The 19,813-nt window shown below is 35.3% G+C and carries 7 protein-coding genes; all 7 read right to left on the bottom strand.

The features are described from left to right. Positions 1–31 precede the first annotated feature (31 nt). Positions 32–7,273: a cell surface protein SprA gene (gene sprA, locus RT99_RS15350; protein ID WP_042565645.1), complete on the bottom strand. Its 7,242-nt coding sequence runs from the start codon at positions 7,271–7,273 to the stop codon at positions 32–34. A gap of 23 nt (positions 7,274–7,296) precedes the next feature. Continuing rightward, entirely contained in the window at positions 7,297–7,878 is a 582-nt protein-coding gene (gene ruvA, locus RT99_RS15345; protein WP_042565644.1) for a Holliday junction branch migration protein RuvA, read from the bottom strand. Positions 7,879–7,954: 76 nt separating this feature from the next. After that, a complete protein-coding gene (locus RT99_RS15340; RefSeq protein ID WP_042565643.1) occupies positions 7,955–10,249 on the bottom strand; it encodes an NADP-dependent malic enzyme in 2,295 nt (764 codons plus the stop codon). 157 nt (positions 10,250–10,406) lie between these two features. Further along, a complete protein-coding gene (locus RT99_RS15335; RefSeq protein WP_042565642.1) occupies positions 10,407–10,832 on the bottom strand; it encodes a CBS domain-containing protein in 426 nt (141 codons plus the stop codon). A 255-nt stretch (positions 10,833–11,087) separates the two neighbouring features. Continuing rightward, positions 11,088–13,091 (bottom strand): OmpA family protein, encoded by a 2,004-nt coding sequence (locus tag RT99_RS15330; RefSeq protein ID WP_042565641.1) that lies wholly within the window; start codon positions 13,089–13,091, stop codon positions 11,088–11,090. 11 nt (positions 13,092–13,102) lie between these two features. Further along, positions 13,103–14,014, bottom strand: coding sequence for a type IX secretion system membrane protein PorP/SprF (locus RT99_RS15325; protein WP_042565640.1), 912 nt, complete (start codon positions 14,012–14,014; stop codon positions 13,103–13,105). Positions 14,015–14,061: 47 nt separating this feature from the next. Beyond that, positions 14,062–19,813: HYR domain-containing protein (locus RT99_RS15320; protein WP_042565639.1), on the bottom strand; the 5,752-nt coding region annotated here is incomplete at its 5' end.

Below are 19,813 nucleotides of genomic sequence, written 5' to 3'. Positions count from 1 at the left end.
TTCTAATGAAATCCCCTTTAGAAACTTAAAATTAATTTCCGAAATTATATCGAAGCGTAAAGCCTGAACGAATGTTCGTTAACGGAAACGATGTTGAAATTACCGCTTTCGAGAATGAATGATCATAATAGAATATTGCGGTTAAGTTTTTACTAAACGAATAATCAGCAGTAAGTTTTAAAGACCAAATATTTTGACCCGCTGCCAACTGATTGTTGTCGTAATCTAAATATCGAACCAAAGTTTCATTATTTCTAAAAGAAAAATCAGCTTTTATATTGATGTCACTTTTAATGATCCCGGTTGGATTATCTGCAAGTCTTGAAGAGAAAATTACATCTTTAAAACGATATCCTAATCCCACTACATATTCAATTCCTTTTACTTCCGTCAATAAATTATTATCAAAACTCATCGATAAAGCTCTGTCTTTTTTGATTTCAGTTAACAATCGTAAAGAACTTTTCAACTCAAAATCTACCCGAATAAGCGGACTAAACTGCTCTACCAAGTTGACGTTTGACATAATCGTTTTATTAAAGAAGTTTGTATTTACGTCCTGAGTCGGATTGAGTACAGGATCTGCTATTGCTTTATCATAATCAAAATTAGACCTAAATTGGTTTATTGTATACGAAGCTCTATAATTGTGCTGCAATGAGAAACGTTTGAATTTATCTTTAAAAAATTTGTATCTCATTAAACCGTTGTATTTTATACTCCAGTTTGGAATTGGGAAATTTCTAAAAATGCCTGTCGATGTTTTCTCAGCATCACCTCCTGTGTACGCAGCAAGGAAAGCCGGTAATAATACAGCCTGATTACTTTTTCCGTAGCCTATAGGATATCCTTGATTAGATTCATAAATCTCTCTCTGTTTTTTATACGGATCTTCTGCTGCAGGATCTGTTGGTGCCGCCGGAATATCATTAACATCATATCTAGGTATTGCATTTCCTACCCCATAATGATCCTCTGCCAAACGATTTGCTATGATTAAACGATTACTTCTAAAATCATCAAATGCAGCAGATTGGGTTTCATTACTTGTAGAAAAAGCTGTTCCTATCATAACAGTCGAAATCGAAAACATTCCGTACGTATATGGAGACAGAGGTGTATAATTTCCATCTACCACGCTATATTGTTCTGATGAATTTTCAGAATAAGAACGATCCATCGTTAAATCGATTTTTAAGTCTGGCAACAAATCTATATTAGTTGTTACTTTTAACAGTTTGCTTGTTACTTGTGTAAAGTTTTGATTAAACTCATCATAAGTGGTTAACCATCCGTTTTTGGCAGCTTCATATCGTACATCATCCTGACTTCCAAAAACGAATCCTAAAGATGGTTTTGAAGTCCCTAAGAAACCAACACTTGGTGTGTATCCCGGTAAAACAGTACCACTATTTTTAGTGTAATTGATCTGAATGTTTTTTACACTTGTCAAAATACCAATTAAGCCATCATAAAAAGGACTGCTGCTCGTAACAGGTTTTGCCGTATTCACAATTTTTTCTCCCGGTTTTGGTGGTGCTACAGCTTTAGGTTTTGCCGTTTTTTTACCCCCAGGTGTCAAACCTAAATACTTATACAACGTATTCATATTTAATGTTGTTGTTAAAGTATTTGAATTCGCATTCTGGATAGTATTACCCAAATCAAATACATTACCATTATCATCAGTGTATTCAGAAAAAGCTGTTGAAGAACGCTGCCAATTATAGTCTGCTGTATAAGAATAACTAGCTTTTACAAAACTAAATATTGGAATTTTATTAATCGGAATATCATAATTCAATACCAATTGCTGCATGTGTTGATTTGGTGTTCCGATATCCCAATAGTCATCCCAAATATTAAAATCTTCTTTTGGGGTGTTATCATCATTTAAAAAATTCCTAACAATATTATTAGACGCTGCTGTATAATTTAATTTTAATGATTTTGTAAGGTTATAACCAAAACCGTATTGATAATTAAACGCGAAATTTCTTCTGTAAAGTGGATCAAGACCAATTCCCTCAACTTCGACTTCTCTATATTGCTGGCGATTGCTTTGTCTTAAAATATTAGTATTAAAAGTAATATTAGAAGGCAAATAATTAAAATTGAAGTCACTTAAAATTTTCCAATACTCACTTTTCTTCATGAATTTGGTTTGTTTAAAAGGCACTACTTCTTTAGGCTGAAAAGTATAAGCATAGTTTATTGCCGTATTTGACTGCTCATCTTCGTAATCTTCTACTTCATAATCATGGCGTTCAACCTGATTGTAAGATTGTGAAAACGTTAAATTCTCAACATCGTAAATACGCTGTTTTTGTTCTGGAGCCCTGTCTTTTCTTACTCCAATAAAGTTGATACTTTTTCTTTTGGTATAATCTACAGCGCGTGTTCTGATATTATCTTTTTCTGCCTGATCAGTTGTTTCTCTTAACAATTGATCTAACTTAATATCCTGATTAAAAGGATCGTATTCTGGCGTAATAACCTCTTCTCCGATAGCGTAATTAAATGGCAAATTAATTCCCCATTTTGGAGGAAGCAGTTTTCCTAAATTTAAATTAGTTACAATGTTATATTGCTGAATATCTTCACGATCTCTCTCGTTGGCACCTTGTTCTAATGATCCAAAACCAATAGTACTCTTTTTACCCGTTGCCGAAATAGTCGCAAAATCAGCCATATTGGTATCGATATTTAATATCGCAGCCATACCGCCTTTGTTATCCAAATCAGACATACGAAGTTCATTAAACCAAACTTCTCCTTTAATATCTTTATGATCTGCCCTACTTTTTACACCAACCATTAAATTTCGAACCAAACCAAAGTTAGGATTTCCTTTTATCCCTAATCGCAACGCACCATCTCCATCTCCTCCGTCAATTGTTGCATCATCATCTGGGTAATAGATTCCATTTATATCTCTCTTATCAGAATTAATATCGACACTCATTGCCTTAATTTTCATTCTGGTCAATAATTCAAGTGCAAGATCAATATCATTTTCTTCCAGCCAAACCTGATCTGCGCCTATTGAACATGATCCTCCGGTTCTTGTTACTTTTAAAGGAATTTCGACTTGGTAAAAGTTTTGGGTAAAGTCATTTCCAAAACGAATAAAACCAACCATTTCATCATCTAATAATGTATTTTCGTTTGGCAATGATTCAGCGTGTAAAAACATTTTTAGTTTTTTGTACTGACGCATATCAACACTTACATTTTTAAAAACTGCTCTTGAATCTTGGTATTGTAAACCTGAACCTGAAACTCGTAACGCTAATGATTGTTCGTTTTGATTAATAACTGTATTGTTATTGTATAATTGTTCTCTTTGTACTCCTGGTGGAATTACATAATTTACCGGACATTTTGTACCGTTTTCCTGAACGTTTACTGCTAAAACATCAAAGTCTGTACCGTCATCATCCTGATTTGTATCGTTTGCGTCAAGAGTACTTGTATATCTTCTCCACTCTCCTCTAACTAAATCTAAAGCTCCAAAACGAACTGTCATCTGATCATTAAAACCTGTCATGAACATACGCATAAATCGAATAGATCTAAAATCTGTAATGTTTCCGATTGTATTTTGAGGCTGAGCAACAGGAATTTTAAACTGAATCCATCTTGCATTTGTTGTAGCTCCATTTGGCAGCTCAATATTACTTACTTCACGAATATCGGTGATGTAGTTTTGTCCAACCTGCATTCCTGGTTTTAAATCAATACTATATTCATAATAAGCATTAATCGTGTTCATTGTATTATCACGGTTAATATCCTCAACATCCGGCAATGTTGTAGAACCACGATTTGGATCATCTATACTAACAGGAGAGTTCCCTTCTACTCCATTATATTTTTTATAACGGTCCAGAACTCCTCCTTCGGTATTTAAATAATAGGTATAATCATCTGCCGCAGGGTCAGCTTCTCCTGCATAATTCGTGTACACAGATCCTTCTTTAGAATTTGGTAAACCATCCAGACCTACGTCTTGATTTTTACGATTATCGGCATTTGTATCAAAGGCATAAATTAAGGATTGAGATGCCGGAACATCTCCCCAAATTGGCTGAGGGTTTACTAAAACCTGACCTGGGCCTAATCCGTTTTCATACTGTTTCCTTCCGTCTTTTAATACATCTTCAGAAACTTCACCTAAGTTGAAATAGATTTTACCGGTGTTATTTGTTTGTGCTTCACCATTTCCAACATAAGGATCCAGTACCCAAAACTGTATGTATTCAACATTTCCCTGCTCAAAATTAGTTGAGTTTAAAGAACGCATGATTCCACCAAAATTAGAAGTTGCCGGATCTGAATTGAAAGTTGGGTTATTGTTATATGGTCCTCTTTCTGAAGGATAATAACTTAAATCCAATGTATTTATTACTTGTATCTGGCCTTGAGCAATATCTGTGTTTGGATATAATTCTCTACTATATATTCTTCTTGTTGTATTTAATGATAAATCATCGTTTGAAATACCAGATGGTTTTGAGGAATAAAACACTGGATCAATCGTATACCATGACAATTTTGCTCTTTTAAAACCATAATCTAATGTACTTGAACTGGCATTAAAAGTATTATCGTTTATTGAATTTAAAAATGGCGTAGAAGCCAAACTCCATGCATAAGCCGAACGCATATCAATAGTAGATTGTGACCCTTCAAAATCATCAATATAGATAGTTGCCTCTCCTTCAAAATCACTGGCTTTTGGAGCATCTGGTTTTAAAAATGCAATTTCTCCCCGAACAGAAAGATTAGAAGGAACATCTGTATCTATATTTGGAAGTTTATTTACTAATCTTGTAAAGAAAGGAACTTCGGTTGAAAAATTCCCATTAAAACCAAAAATGGTATTATTTACGGATTCCTGACCATAACTTGATTTTTGAGTAAATGGTCTTTCTGTCATTTTTAGGTAAGTTCCTCCAACAACAAAATTTTCCGAAATTTTATGTTCAATATTGAATCCCATAAATCTTCTGGTTTGTTGTCCAAAGATTGAATTGTTTTCTAAAGAAACTTCAATTGGTGTATTTGACGCCTGAAGTGAAGGATCAAGAATCTGAACTCTTCCTAATTGATAATCGACACTATAATCAATGCCTTCAACAAGAACTCTTCCTGCAGCCGTAACTACAACAGAACCCTGAGGAACATTGAATGCACCAATAGGAATACCATTACTTCCTGAAGATTTATATTTTCCTCTCAATAAAAACTTATTTTTATCACTGTCCTGTAAAGCTCCCGATTGTGTGTTTCTATACATATTTCTAAACACATATTTCTGCTGATTCGCATTATATGTACTTGGATCATTATAGTTTTCACCTGAACCTGTATTTTGTAGTTTTTTAAATATCAGTTCCCCAAATGGTTCTTTGGTGGTAAAAACAATTCGGCCATTTTGAACATCTACTGTTATTCCCGGAATATAATCAAAGAAACCATCACCTCCTGTTTGCGGATCATTATTATAATTTAATCGGTCAAGATTAAACACATTTAATAATGGTGTCTGGTCTACTTTGTTATCTCCAGTTGGATTTGAAGGAAAGTTAGTTCCCGCAACTGGTGATATATAATTTATAGGAGATGGATCTGTATAAAGAATATTCAACCTGAAATCGTCTTGTTTTATTTGATAGGCTTGTGGAATTTGATACACGTTTTTCATCATCAGGTTCCAAACCGGATTCTGAACGTTGGTCAAACTACTTTTCAGCATTTTTAAAATCAAACTCTGTGTAATAACGGCCTGATTAGAGGTGTTGTTTCCTGTAACCACAGTTGCATCAACACCATCACTACCAAATTCTCCAACTTGATACACCTGGCCTCCAACTGTATACTCAAAGGCTACCGCAAGAATTTCATCATTAGCCAAACGCTGTTGCAATGAAATATATCCTAATTGCGCATTAAAAGTATATTCGTTTGTAGTCAGCTTTCGGGCATTTTCTAAAACGGAATAATCTGTTCCTTCACTTACATTCGCATTATTGAAACCTGATTTTGCTGTTACAATTTCTCTAATGTTTGAATTTAAGAATGAACCTGCCTGCCCAATAAGTTCAGGGTCATATTTGTTGTTATTGTTATCTGTTGGCGAATCTATTGGATTGTTAAAAAATCCTGCTGTTGGATTTGTAACAACAATTTCATTATCAGGAATACCGGTTAATTGCCCTTCTCCTAAATCCTGAAGTGCAATAACATTTCTTAAGTTATTGTTCGTTGTGCTTACCCTGTTTTGTTTATTGGTAACCCAAACTTCTAATCTGGTAATTTGAACACGGCTATCTATAAAAGGATAGTTCCTTAATGAGGCATCGTACTTGTTTCTAAAGTACTGCGAAAGGAAGAAATGTCGATCGTTATCATAGTCTAATGCATAAAGATCAAAATTTTGAACCGTTCCTCCACCTTCTGCAACTATACTTTTTGTTTGTGATTTTTGTTCTGAGAAAACTCCTGTAACTGTCGTCTTTCCAAATTGCAATTGCGTTTTCACACCAAATAAGCTCTGAGCCCCACGAATCAGGGAGCTGTTTAATGGCATGCTAACATTACCAACTTCTACTTTTTGAATAATATCATCTTCAGAAGGTGTGTAAGCTAATTTAAATAAGTTTTGAAAGGCAAATGTAGATTGTGTATCATAATTAGCATTTACTTCTAATCTGGTACCTACTTTACCCATTAAACTCATACTGATACGCTGATCAAAATCAAAAGTAAGACTTGATCTGTTTCTTGGAGAAAATGAAGGATTATCCTGCTTGGTATAACGAACACCCAAGTCCATTTCTACAGATCCTGTAGGTTTTACATCAATTGTATTACTACCGAAGATGCTTTCGAAAAGACTTGAATTGATATAATATCTTGGCAGTAAATCTTTCTTAGCCGCCTCACTTCCAGTCTTTTTACCATCAATAGCATCGGATTTTTTTCTAAAATAATCTCTTCTTGATTCTTTTAAAACTAAATCTTCGTATTCTTTTGGTGTTAGAATAATAGGGTAATTTATAGAGAAACCATCTACAGAATTTGTATAAATATATCGATCTGTAATTGGATCGTATCTATATGCCGAAAGAATACTTGGAGGATCTGCGAGTTCTACTTTACCTGTAGAAAATTGAGTTTTAGTTGTATCTTGAACTGTTTGATTTACTTGCGCACGCAAAACATTCCCGCAAAACAAAACAAGTAAAAAAATACAAATTTTACGCATAGAATTAGTTTAACTTAATGAGTTTATAAGCTTTTTAACGCCTTTTTAATGATGGTTTCTACAGTAGCCTCAGGATCTTCTTTTACGATCTTCTCTACTACTTTTTCAGAAGTCTTTCGAACAAAACCTAAAACTTCCAAAGCAGATAACGCTTCATCTCGATTTGTATTGTTTTGAACTACCGAAACTTCATCTAAATCGTACAATTTTAACACTTTTTCTTTTAAATCAAGTATTACTCTTTGTGCTGTTTTGTTTCCAATTCCCTTAATAGACTGGATTATACCTACATCTCCTGAGGCAATTGCGTTTATAATTTGTCTTGGTTCTATAGATGATAACATTGTTCTGGCAATGTTCGCACCAATGCCTGAAACCGAAAGCAGCATTCTAAATATCTCACGTTCTGATTTTTCGACAAATCCGAATAAAGTATGCGCATCTTCTTTTATCAGAAGATGCGTATACAATTTTATAAAATCAGCATTAGGAAGTAGTGAAAAGGTATGTAAAGATATATTTATGTGATATCCTACACCTCCACAATCTATCACAACTTCGGTGGGATTCTTTTCCACCAATTTCCCTTGCAAATGTGTTATCATAATTTAATTTAAAGCCCCAAATATAACAATAATTGCAATAAAAATACGACAAAATTATTGTTAAATTAAAATATAGTTATTCTCTGGCAAGTTTGTTTTTTTTATTTTCTTTTTCCTGAGCATCAATTACTGCGATTGCAGCCATGTTAACCATTTCTTCTACGCTTGCACCTAATTGAAAAATATGGACCGGTTTGCCCATACCCATCATAATAGGGCCAATAGAATTTACTTTATATAATTCTTTTAATAACTTATAAGTAATATTTGCCGATTCTAAGTTAGGGAAAATTAAGGTATTAACTTTTTTACCTGCTAATTTAGAGAAAGGAAATTTTTCCTGAAGCATTTCCGGATTCAAAGCAAAATCTGCCTGAATTTCTCCATCAACAATCATTTCAGGATGATTTTTATGTAAATAAGCTACAGCTTCTCTTACTTTTGACGCTCCAGGACTTGTAGATGATCCAAAGTTTGAAAATGACACCATTGCAATCACTGGTTCTACACCAAACATTTTTGCTGTTTTTGCTGTCATAATAGCAATATTCACTAAATCCTCAGAAGATGGATTTATATTTATTGCTGTATCTGATAAAAACATTGGTCCGCGAGATGTTAACATCATGTTTGCGGTTGCGACAAGTGACGCTCCGTGTGCTTTGTCTATTAATTGCAACATTGGTTTTACAACACTTGGATAACTTCTTGTATGACCTGTTACCAAAGCATCTGCTTCGCCTGAGTTTACCATCATGGCTGCAAAATAGTTTCTTTCGCGCATGAATTTTTGAGAATCAAGAAGCGAAACTCCTCTTCTTTCTCTTGTTTCCCAATATAAAGTGGCAAATCTGTTTCTTCTTGCCTCTTCTTCAGTAGTTTTAGGATCGATGATTTCAATATCAGCATCAAAACCTAACTCTTTTTTAAGTCCTAAAATAATCTCTTTATCTCCTAATAAAATCGGAAAACCAATTCCGTCTTCATGAACAATCTGCGCTGCTTTAAGAACGTTTAACTGATCAGCCTCTGCAAAAACAATTCTTTTTGGATCCATTTTTGCACGGTTTGTCATTAAACGCACCATTTTATTATCGTTACCCATACGCTCACGAAGTGCATCTTCATAAGCTGCCCAGTCTGTAATAGGATTTTTTGCAACTCCAGATTCCATTGCAGCTCTTGCAACAGCTGGCGCTACAATTGTAATCAAACGAGGATCAAATGGTTTTGGAATGATATATTCCTGACCAAAACCTAATTTTGTTGCTCCGTAAGCTACGTTAACCTGCTCCGGAACTGGTTCTTTTGCCAAAATAGCCAAAGCCTTAACAGCAGCCATTTTCATCGCTTCGTTAATTTTTGTAGCTCTTACATCCAGCGCTCCTCTAAAAATATAAGGAAAACCAAGAACATTGTTTACCTGATTAGGAAAATCAGAACGTCCCGTAGCCATAATCACGTCTTTACGCGTTTCTACAGCTAAATTATAATCGATTTCCGGATTTGGATTTGCCATTGCAAAAACAATCGGATTGTCTTTCATTGTTAATAACATTGCCGGCGTTAAAATATCTCCCGAAGATAATCCGATGAAAACATCAGCTCCGTTTACGGCTTCTGCCAATTCAATTTTGGCACCGTCAATCGCGTATTTTAATTGTAATTCTGATAACGAAGGATTGTCTTTTGTTAAAAGTCCTTTACTATTAAACATCATTATATTCTCGACTTTTACGCCTAACAAAACATATAAATCAGTACATGCAATCGCAGCCGAACCTGCTCCTGAAACTACGACTTTTACATCTTCTGCTTTTTTTCCTGCCAATTCAAGCGCATTAATCAATGCTGCCGAAGAGATAATTGCCGTACCATGCTGATCATCGTGCATTACCGGAATATCCAATTCTTCTACCAATCTTCTTTCTATTTCAAAAGATTCCGGCGCTTTAATATCTTCCAGATTAATCCCTCCAAAAGTTGGGGCAATATTTTTTACAGTCTGAATAAATTCTTCAACATTTTCTGTATTTACTTCAATATCAAAAACGTCAATATCAGAGAATATTTTAAAAAGTAATCCTTTCCCTTCCATTACCGGCTTAGAAGCTTCCGGACCAATATTTCCTAATCCTAAAACAGCTGTACCGTTTGAGATAACGGCAACTAAGTTTCCTTTTGCTGTATATTTGTAAACGTCTTCTACGTTTGCTGCAATATCTAAACATGGCTCTGCAACTCCTGGCGAATAAGCCAAAGATAAATCTCTTTGTGTTGCATATTTTTTTGTTGGAACTACCTGAATTTTTCCTGGAGTTGGTTCTGAATGGTACAGTAACGCCTCTCTTCTTTTACTCTCTTTGTTCATTGTTTTTTGCTTTTATTCTAGCTTACAAAGATATAAGTCTTCACTTAAAATGGCGTGTTTTTATAGCTTTCTTTTGTTAAAAAGAAAATTGAGGTAATAAAAAAATAGCCCAAATTATGTTGGACTATTTAATTACTAGGTGTCTTTTTTATTTATTTTATTGTGAAATATAAGAATTCAAGTGATTAATTGTGTCTTTTTGAATTTCTATAATTGCTTTAACAACGTCGCTTATAGAAATTATTCCGACTACAATTTCATTTTCTAAAACCGGTAAATGTCTGATTCTTTTTGTACTCATCAGTTCCATGCAATCTTCAATATTATTGGAGAGTTTGACAGAAAAAACATGGCTTTCCATAATTTCATGAACAAAAGTTTCTTTGGATGATTTGTCCTTTAAAACAATTTTTCGAGCATAATCCCTTTCAGACAAAATACCTTTTAAATCAGATCCGTCTATGACAAGAATAGCTCCGATATTTTTTTCGCCCATTACTTTCAATGCTTCAAAAACAGTTGTTGTTGAACGTACTGAATACACATTTCTCCCTTTTGTGTTTAATATTTGTTCTACAGTCATATCTGAAAAATTTAGTTCTATAAAGTTAGAAAAAAATAAACATAAAAATCATTCAGCCTCATTTTTTAACCCATAAATATCTCATTTTAAACATTATACATCGTATTTTTGAATTTAAGAATTTTCCAACAAAGAATAGAATCATTTTCAAAGTTTTTTTGCGAATAACACACCGCTTTTGATTAAACTTAGTTTTTACAAATAAAAAAGCCCTTTTCTAAAAATCTAGAAAAGGACTTATATTGATAAATTTATTTACAAATAAGTAATAATAAATTCGCTTCGTCTGTTTTGCTGATGTTCTTGCTCGGTACATTTTACACCATCGGCGCAACGGTTTACCAATTTGGTTTCTCCGTATCCTTTTGCTGCTAATCGGTTGCCGTCGATTCCTTTTTGAATCAGCCAATTTTTGGTAGATTGTGCTCTTTTTTCTGAAAGGACCATATTGTTTTCTGCAGATTGCCTACTGTCTGTATGAGAACGAATGTCTAATTTTAATGTTGGATACTGGTTTAAGATATCAACAATTTTCTGCAATTGTGGTTCTGAACTTTTTTTAATCGTCGCTTTACCCAAATCAAAAAAGTTCATCGGAATATGTAGTAATTTCGCCAGATCTGTTCCTACTTTAATAGATTTAATTATTACAGGATTAACTTTAGTGGTTTTAACAACTACTTGTTTTGCAACCAAAGGTGTAAATTTCTTTTGGATAGCAATTGCCAAAGTGGTTTTTCCATTTATTCTTTTTAATGCTATTGGAACTTCCTTAATTTCATAATCTGTTTTGGATGTTTTTATGAAATATTTTTTACCGCATTTTACATTTGGAAAAATATAATTTCCGTTTTGATCTGAAACTACTTCTGCAACAAATTGATAGGCTTCATTAAATAATGACAATGTTACATTCGAAAGTGTTTGATTTGTTTCCGCATCAGTAACAGTTCCCATTAAATCCTGCTCACAAACTAGTTTTCGAATTTCTGTAAATCTGTAAACATCATCAAGTCCAAGACTATTTTCCCTGTTTGAAGAGAAAAAACCATTTCTGTTTTTACTGTTAATTATAAATGCAAAATCATCTTGTTTACTGTTTATTGGTTCTCCAAGGTTTTGTACTTCTTCAAATGAACCATCATTGTTTATTTTTGCAACAAAAACGTCAAGTCCGCCTAAACCTGGGCGCCCATCACTGGCAAAATAAATTTCGTTATCATTTGATATAAATGGAAATGTTTCCCTTCCTTCGGTATTGATATCTGCGCCTAAATTTTCGGGTTTTCCATAAGTTCCATCATTATTGATGCTTACTTTAAATAAATCAGACAATCCCAATGTTCCCGGCATATCTGATGCAAAATACAAGATCTTTTCATCAAAACTCAATGCAGGATGCGCAACGCTGTATTGATCGCTATTAAAAGGAAGTTCCTGCACGTTGCTCCATTCATCATTAATTAAAATTGCTTTATAAAGCTTTAGCAATGTAACTTTATTTTCGCTTTGACCTCTTTTACCTTTTATAGAATTGTTTTTGGTAAAATACATCGTTTTTCCGTCTTTTGTAAAAACGGGTGTCGATTCGTTGAATCTTGTTTTTAAACCTTTTTTATGAAAAAATACAGGATTGCCAATACTTCCGTCTGGCATTAAGTCTACAGAATATAAAGCAGAAATAGATTTATTTGTCCATTTAAAGTTCTTTTTTATGATTCCGCCCGTATCTCTGGCAGAGGTAAAAACGAGTTTATTATCTATAAGCGCACTTCCGTAATCAGAATCTTTAGAATTAATTCCGGCATCGGCAATTTCATATCGCCCTGAATTTGCTTTAATATCATCTAAATAATTTCTGTTTTTCTTAAACAAAACTCCTCTTTTGTCCAAAGGCGCTTTTTCACTAAAAATATCCAAAATTTCATCTGATTTAGTATAATTCCCAGCCGATTTTAAGCATTGAGAATATCTATACAAATACTCTGCTTCCTGATTTCGATTGATCGCAAATAATTCCTGATAACATTTTAAGGCTTGTTTCAAATCACCGGTAAAGTAATACGAGTTGCCCAGTTTCTGAAACACATTTTCTTCGGTACTTCCTTCTTTTATCGCATTTTCGTAAAATTTTATTGCATCAGCGTAAGCATAATTATTATACTTTTTATCTGCCTGCCTTACGCTTAAACTTTGAGCATTTGCATTAAGAAAAAAATTAAATAACAAAAAGGTATAAAGTAAATTTTTAATCTTCATATTTAAATTGCTTAAAAGAATCTTGGTGATGTCATTCTATTATAATTATTTAAAAAGTCAAAGCGCAGGAAAATTTCATGTGAACCTGAATTGTATTTTCGTAAATTAGTAGTTTCATGATCGTAACCATACCCGATGTACAAACCATTTGTAACCTGAAAACCTGCCAACGCACTTACTGAAGCGCTCCAGCGATAAGCAAGACCTACAACAAACTTATCATTAAACATAAAATTGCCCGAAACATCAACCTGCAAAGGCGCTCCTTCTACCATTTTTGTTAATATGGCAGGTTTGAATTTTATATACTCTAAACGATCTAAATTAAACACATAACCCGCTATAAAATAGTAGTTAATTTTGTCTTTAAAAATGGCAATATCATTATCATTATAGCGATTTGTCTGAATAAAATTAGGAACAGATAATCCTAAATATGCTTTATCAGAATGCCAATAAATACCGGCGCCCACATTTGGAGTAAACTTATTTTTTAAGTCTTGAAATTGCGGATCATCCTGATCTTCAAAACTTAATTTGTTTAAATCAATATTAAAAAGATTTGCTGTTCCTTTTATACCAAAGGAAAGTTTAGCCGATTCGGAAGTTTGAATACTATAAGAGAAATCAGCCGACAATGTATTTTCGTTTGTTGGCCCGATTTTATCATTTACCAATGAAACTCCCAACCCTAATTTCTTATTATTTAATGGTGTATTTATAGAAAAAGTACTCGTTTCCGGAGCGCCATCAAGACCAACCCATTGCGTACGATATAAACCAAAAACACTTAAAACGCCTCGTGATCCTGCATAAGCCGGATTAATTTCTATGGTATTGTACATGTATTGTGTATATTGTGCATCTTGTTGCGCTGAACACACAACTGAAAAAAACATAAAAACTAAAATTAATTTTTTCATTTAATAAGTTTTAAAAACGGCTTAGCTAAACTAAGCTGCATATTTTTTTATTTATTGATATATAAGTAACCTGATTTTTCATGTTGATTTGACTCACTGTCTCTATATTTCAGAATATAGAAATAAGTCCCAACAGGTAATCCTTCTGATTGTTTCATGGTTGTTCGTCCTGCAGAATATCCAAAAAAAGCTCTGTCTTCGTTGTTATAGTGATCGATATCAAAAACTAAAACTCCCCAACGGTTGTATATTTCAACTGTATTATCAGGATAACATTCTAAGCCCTGAATATAAAATCTCTCATTTTTACCATCTCCATTTGGAGAGAATCCATTAAGAACTGTTATCTGACAACCATTTAATGGTAAAACCGTAGGTTTATCTTCCATGTTATTAGAATCATCTGATTTATCCTCAACTACAACTCCTGCTGCACTTTTTCCTCGCACAATTGCCTGATTGCTTACACTTCCAACATTAATATCACTTTGGTTTATCTTATAAAGAGCTGTAAAATTATTTTCATCAGATTCGTTTACACCTAAATCAATTGCATCTCCTGAAAGTATAATTCCTGGTAATAAATCCGAAACTATAATTTTCATTAAAGGAACATTTCCTGTATTTGTTATTTTGAATTTATAGGTAATTGTCTCTCCAGCATTTGCATATCCGTCTTTATTTTCGTCATTGAAAATTGCTGTTTTAATAATTGCAATTGCCGGAACTTCAACAAAAACACTTAATGTTGCTGTAGCACAATTTGTTGAATTTATTTTTTTGCAGATTTGGTATGTTAATATATAACTTCCTCCAGGTGTATTTGGTAATACATTTACCGTTCCGTCTGAATTAAATTCAAAATAAGGATTTGGTGTATTTGAAATCACAACATCTGATTCATTTACAGGCAAACCGTTTAATAGGTCATTATCTAAAATATTGATGAAAGCTAATTGCCCATTAATTCCGTCTACAAAAACTTGTCCATCATTATTAGCAACAATTGACGTTGCAGGAGTAACTGGCATAACTGCATTAACTTTAACACGCACAACAGCCTGACTGCAGTTTTTTGGATCTAGTTTCTCACAGATTTGATAGGTAAGTTCATAAGTTCCTGAAGGTGCGTTTGCTCCTAAATTTACTATTCCATCAGCACCTAGGGTTAAAAAGCCTGTTGGATCTGCCGTTACAATTGTTAAGTTTAGATCATTTGGTACTACAGCAATTCCGTTGTTTGTATCATTTTCAAAAACATTCACAAGAACCTGAGGCAGTTTTGATTCCACAACTGAAGGAATTACATCAGGATTTGCCTGAAGTCCATCGCCTGTAACCACAATTATTGAAGTCGCACTATCACAGTTTGTCGGGTTATTGATCTCACAAATTTTGTATTCTACATTATAATTTCCTGCCGGAGTATTTGTCGGCACGGTTACGGTTCCATCTGCATTCAACACAAATCCTGTTGGAAGCGTTACTGCTGAAAGTTTCACTTCTCCAGGATTTGTTCCGATAACAACCGGATTTCCGTTTAAGGTATCATTGGCAATTAACGATTCTGTTGTTCCACCAAGAACTCCATTAACTACAGCTGTTGTTGTTTCTTCAACTGCATTGATAACTGGTGTGCCAACTGTTACTTTTACTGAAGCCGAACTGCAATTTGCCGGATTTAGCTTCTCACAGATTTGGTAAACGATTTCATAAATTCCTGAAGGTGCATTTGCTCCCAAGGTTACGGTTCCGTCAGGGTTTAAAGTTAAAAATCCTGTTGGATCTGCTGTTACTATTGTTAAGTTGACGTCATTTGGCACAAGAGCGATGCTGTTGTTTGTATCATTGTCAAAAACATTTACCACAGTTTGTGGCTGGTTTGTGGCAACTACAGAAACTACTGCATCAGGGTTTGCGATTAATACACCGCCTGTAACCACAATTATTGAAGTTGCACTGTCACAGTTTGTCGGATTATTGATCTCACAAATTTTGTACTCTACATTATAATTTCCTGCCGGAGTATTTGCCGACACAGTTACGGTTCCGTCTGCATTTAATACAAATCCTGTTGGAAGTGTTACCGCTGAAAGCTTTACTTCTCCTGGACTTGTTCCAATAACAACCGGTGATCCGTTTAAGGTATCATTGGCAATTAAAGATTCTGTTGTTCCGCCAACAACTCCATTAACTACAGCTGTTGTTGTTTCTTCAACGGCATTGATAACTGGTGTGCCAACTGTTACTTTTACTGAAGCCGAACTGCAATTTGCTGGGTTTAGCTTCTCACAGATTTGGTAAACAATTTCGTAAGTTCCTGAAGGTGCATTTGCTCCCAAGGTTGCGGTTCCGTCAGGGTTTAAAGTTAAAAATCCAATTGGGTCTGCTGTTACAATTGTTAAGTTTAGGTCATTTGGTACAACAGCGATGCCGTTATTGGTATCATTGTCAAAAACATTTACCACAGTTTGTGGCTGGTTTGTGGCAACTACAGAAGCTACTGCATCAGGGTTTGCGATTAATACACCGCCTGTAACAGTAACAATACTTTTTACAACATCACAATTAGTTGGGTTTGTAATTTCACAGATACTATATTCTATTTCATAATCATTTTCCGGAGTATTCGCTGCAACCGTTACTGTTCCGTCTGAGTTTAAGGTTAATCCTGTTGGAACGGTGATTCCGGTTAATTTAACTTCTCCTGGATTTGTTCCGATTACAATAGGATTTCCGTTTAAAGTATCATTTGTAATTACTGATTCTGCTGTCGTTCCGCCTGCATTTCCATTGATTGAAGCCGTAGTTTCGGTTACCGCATCAATGGCTGGTTTTCCAACTACAACCACCGAGATTACAGAATCACAGTTTGTTGGGTTGGTAATCTCGCAGATGCTGTATTCCACATTGTAGTTTCCGGCAGCGGTATTGGCTGCAACTGTTACTGTTCCGTTTGCGTTTAATGTCAATCCTGTTGGAACCGTGACACTTGTTAGTTTTACTTCTCCGGGATTTGTGCCGATTACAACCGGGTTTCCGTTTAAAGTATCATTTGTAATTACTGATTCTGCTGTCGTTCCGCCTGCATTTCCATTGATTGAAGCTGTAGTTTCAGTTACCGCGTCGATGGCTGGTTTTCCTACCACAACCACTGAAATTACAGAATCACAGTTTGTCGGGTTGGTGATCTCGCAGATGCTGTATTCAACATTATAGTTTCCGGCAACAGTGTTCGCTGCAACTGTTACTGTTCCGTTTGCATTTAAGGTTAATCCTGTTGGAACGGTGATTCCGGTTAATTTAACTTCGCCGGGATTTGTTCCGATAACTACAGGATTTCCGTTTAAAGTATCATTTGTAATTACTGATTCTGCTGTCGTTCCGCCTGCATTTCCATTGATTGAAGCTGTAGTTTCAGTTACCGCGTCGATGGCTGGTTTTCCTACCACAACCACTGAAATTACAGAATCACAGTTTGTCGGGTTGGTGATCTCACAGATGCTGTATTCAACATTATAATTTCCGGCAGCAGTATTCGCTGCAACCGTTACTGTTCCGTCTACGTTTAAGGTTAATCCTGTTGGAACGGTGATCCCCGTTAGTTTTACTTCGCCAGGATTTGTTCCAATAACAACCGGATTTCCGTTTAGGGTATCGTTAGCTGTTAACAATGCTGTTGTTCCTCCTGTGTTTCCATTGATTGAAGCTGTAGTTTCAGTTACCGCGTCGATGGCTGGTTTTCCTACCACAACCACTGAAATTACAGAATCACAGTTTGTCGGGTTGGTGATCTCGCAGATGCTGTATTCTACGTTATAGTTTCCGGCAGCAGTGTTCGCTGCAACCGTTACTGTTCCGTCTGCGTTTAAGGTTAATCCTGTTGGAACAGTAATTCCGGTTAGTTTAACTTCTCCGGGATTGGTTCCGATTACAACCGGGTTTCCGTTTAGGGTATCGTTAGCTGTTAACAATGCTGTTGTTCCTCCTGTGTTTCCATTGATTGAAGCTGTAGTTTCAGTTACCGCGTCGATGGCTGGTTTTCCTACCACAACCACTGAAATTACAGAATCACAGTTTGTCGGGTTGGTGATCTCACAGATGCTATATTCAACATTATAGTTTCCGGCAGCGGTATTGGCTGCAACAGTTACTGTTCCGTTTGCTTTTAATGTCAATCCTGTTGGAACCGTGACACTTGTTAGTTTTACTTCTCCGGGATTTGTACCAATTACAACCGGGTTTCCGTTTAAGGTATCATTTGTAATTACTGATTCTGTTGTCGTTCCTCCCGTGTTTCCGTTGATTGAAGTCGTAGTTTCTGTAACAGCGTCGATAACTGGAGCAACAACTGTAATTTTAACTGATGCTGTACTGCAATTAGTTGTATTTGATTTTTCACAAATCGTATAATCAAATGAATAAGTACCAACAGGAGTTTGTGGATTAACTGTTACTGACCCAGTAGTCGTATTAAAAGTTAAAACAGAAGGTAAAGTACTTGCTAAAGTAAGATTCACATGGTTTGTAATTACAGTATTACAGTTTAAAAGATCATTACTTAAAACATTTGAAACAGCAACTCCTCCTGAAAATCCATTAAATGAAGATATAATATCATCATTTGCTTTAATTGGACCTACTACTTTTACCGTTTGTGTACACGTTTGCGTATTTCCCGAAGCATCTTTTGCTGTCCAGGTTACTGTTGTAACGCCAATTGGAAAGCTCGATGGTGCATTATTGGTAACTGTGATTGTGCCTGTACAGTTATCAGTTGTTGTTGGTGTTCCCAAAACAACTCCCGTAGCAGCGCAGGAATTAACATCGGCTACAGCCGTAATATTCGACGGACAGGTAATTGTTGGTTTTTGGTTATCGTTAACTATTACTGTTTGTGTACACGTTTGCGTATTTCCTGAAGCATCTTTTGCTGTCCAGGTAACCATAGTAATTCCGATTGGGAAACTTGATGGTGCATTATTGGTAACTGTGATTGTTCCTGTGCAATTGTCAGTTGTTGTTGGGGTTCCCAAAACAACTCCCGTAGCAGCGCATGAATTAACATCGGCTACAGCCGTAACATTCGACGGACAAGTAATTGTTGGTTTTTGGGTATCGTTAACTGTTACTGTTTGTGTAAACGTTTGCGTATTTCCTGCAGCATCTTTTGCTGTCCAGGTAACCGTAGTAATTCCGATCGGGAAACTTGATGGTGCATTATTAGTAACTGTGATTGTGCCTGTGCAGTTATCAGTTGTTGTTGGTGTTCCCAAAACAACTCCCGTAGCAGCGCATGAATTAACATCGGCTACAGCCGTAACATTCGACGGACAGGTAATTGTTGGTTTTTGGGTATCGCTTACTGTTACCGTTTGTGTACACGTTTGCGTATTTCCTGCAGCATCTTTTGCTGTCCAAGTCACCGTAGTAATTCCGATTGGAAAACTTGATGGTGCATTATTGGTAACTGTGATTGTGCCTGTGCAGTTGTCCGTTGTTGTTGGAGTTCCTAAAACAACTCCCGTAGCAGCGCATGAATTAACATCGGCTACAGCCGTAACATTTGACGGACAGGTAATTGTTGGTTTTTGGGTATCGCTAACTGTTACCGTTTGTGTACACGTTTGTGTATTTCCCGAAGCATCTTTTGCTGTCCAGGTTACTGTTGTAATTCCGATTGGGAAACTTGATGGTGCATTATTGGTAACTGTGATTGTGCCTGTACAGTTATCAGTTGTTGTTGGGGTTCCCAAAACAACTCCCGTAGCAGCGCATGAATTGGCATCGGCTACAGCC

Origin of the sequence: Flavobacterium sp. MEB061, assembly GCF_000834715.1 — a bacterium.
GTDB classification, from domain to species: Bacteria; Bacteroidota; Bacteroidia; order Flavobacteriales; family Flavobacteriaceae; genus Flavobacterium; species Flavobacterium pectinovorum.
Note: the sequence above shows the minus strand (reverse complement) of the source record. Positions and strands in the feature narration are given on the sequence as shown.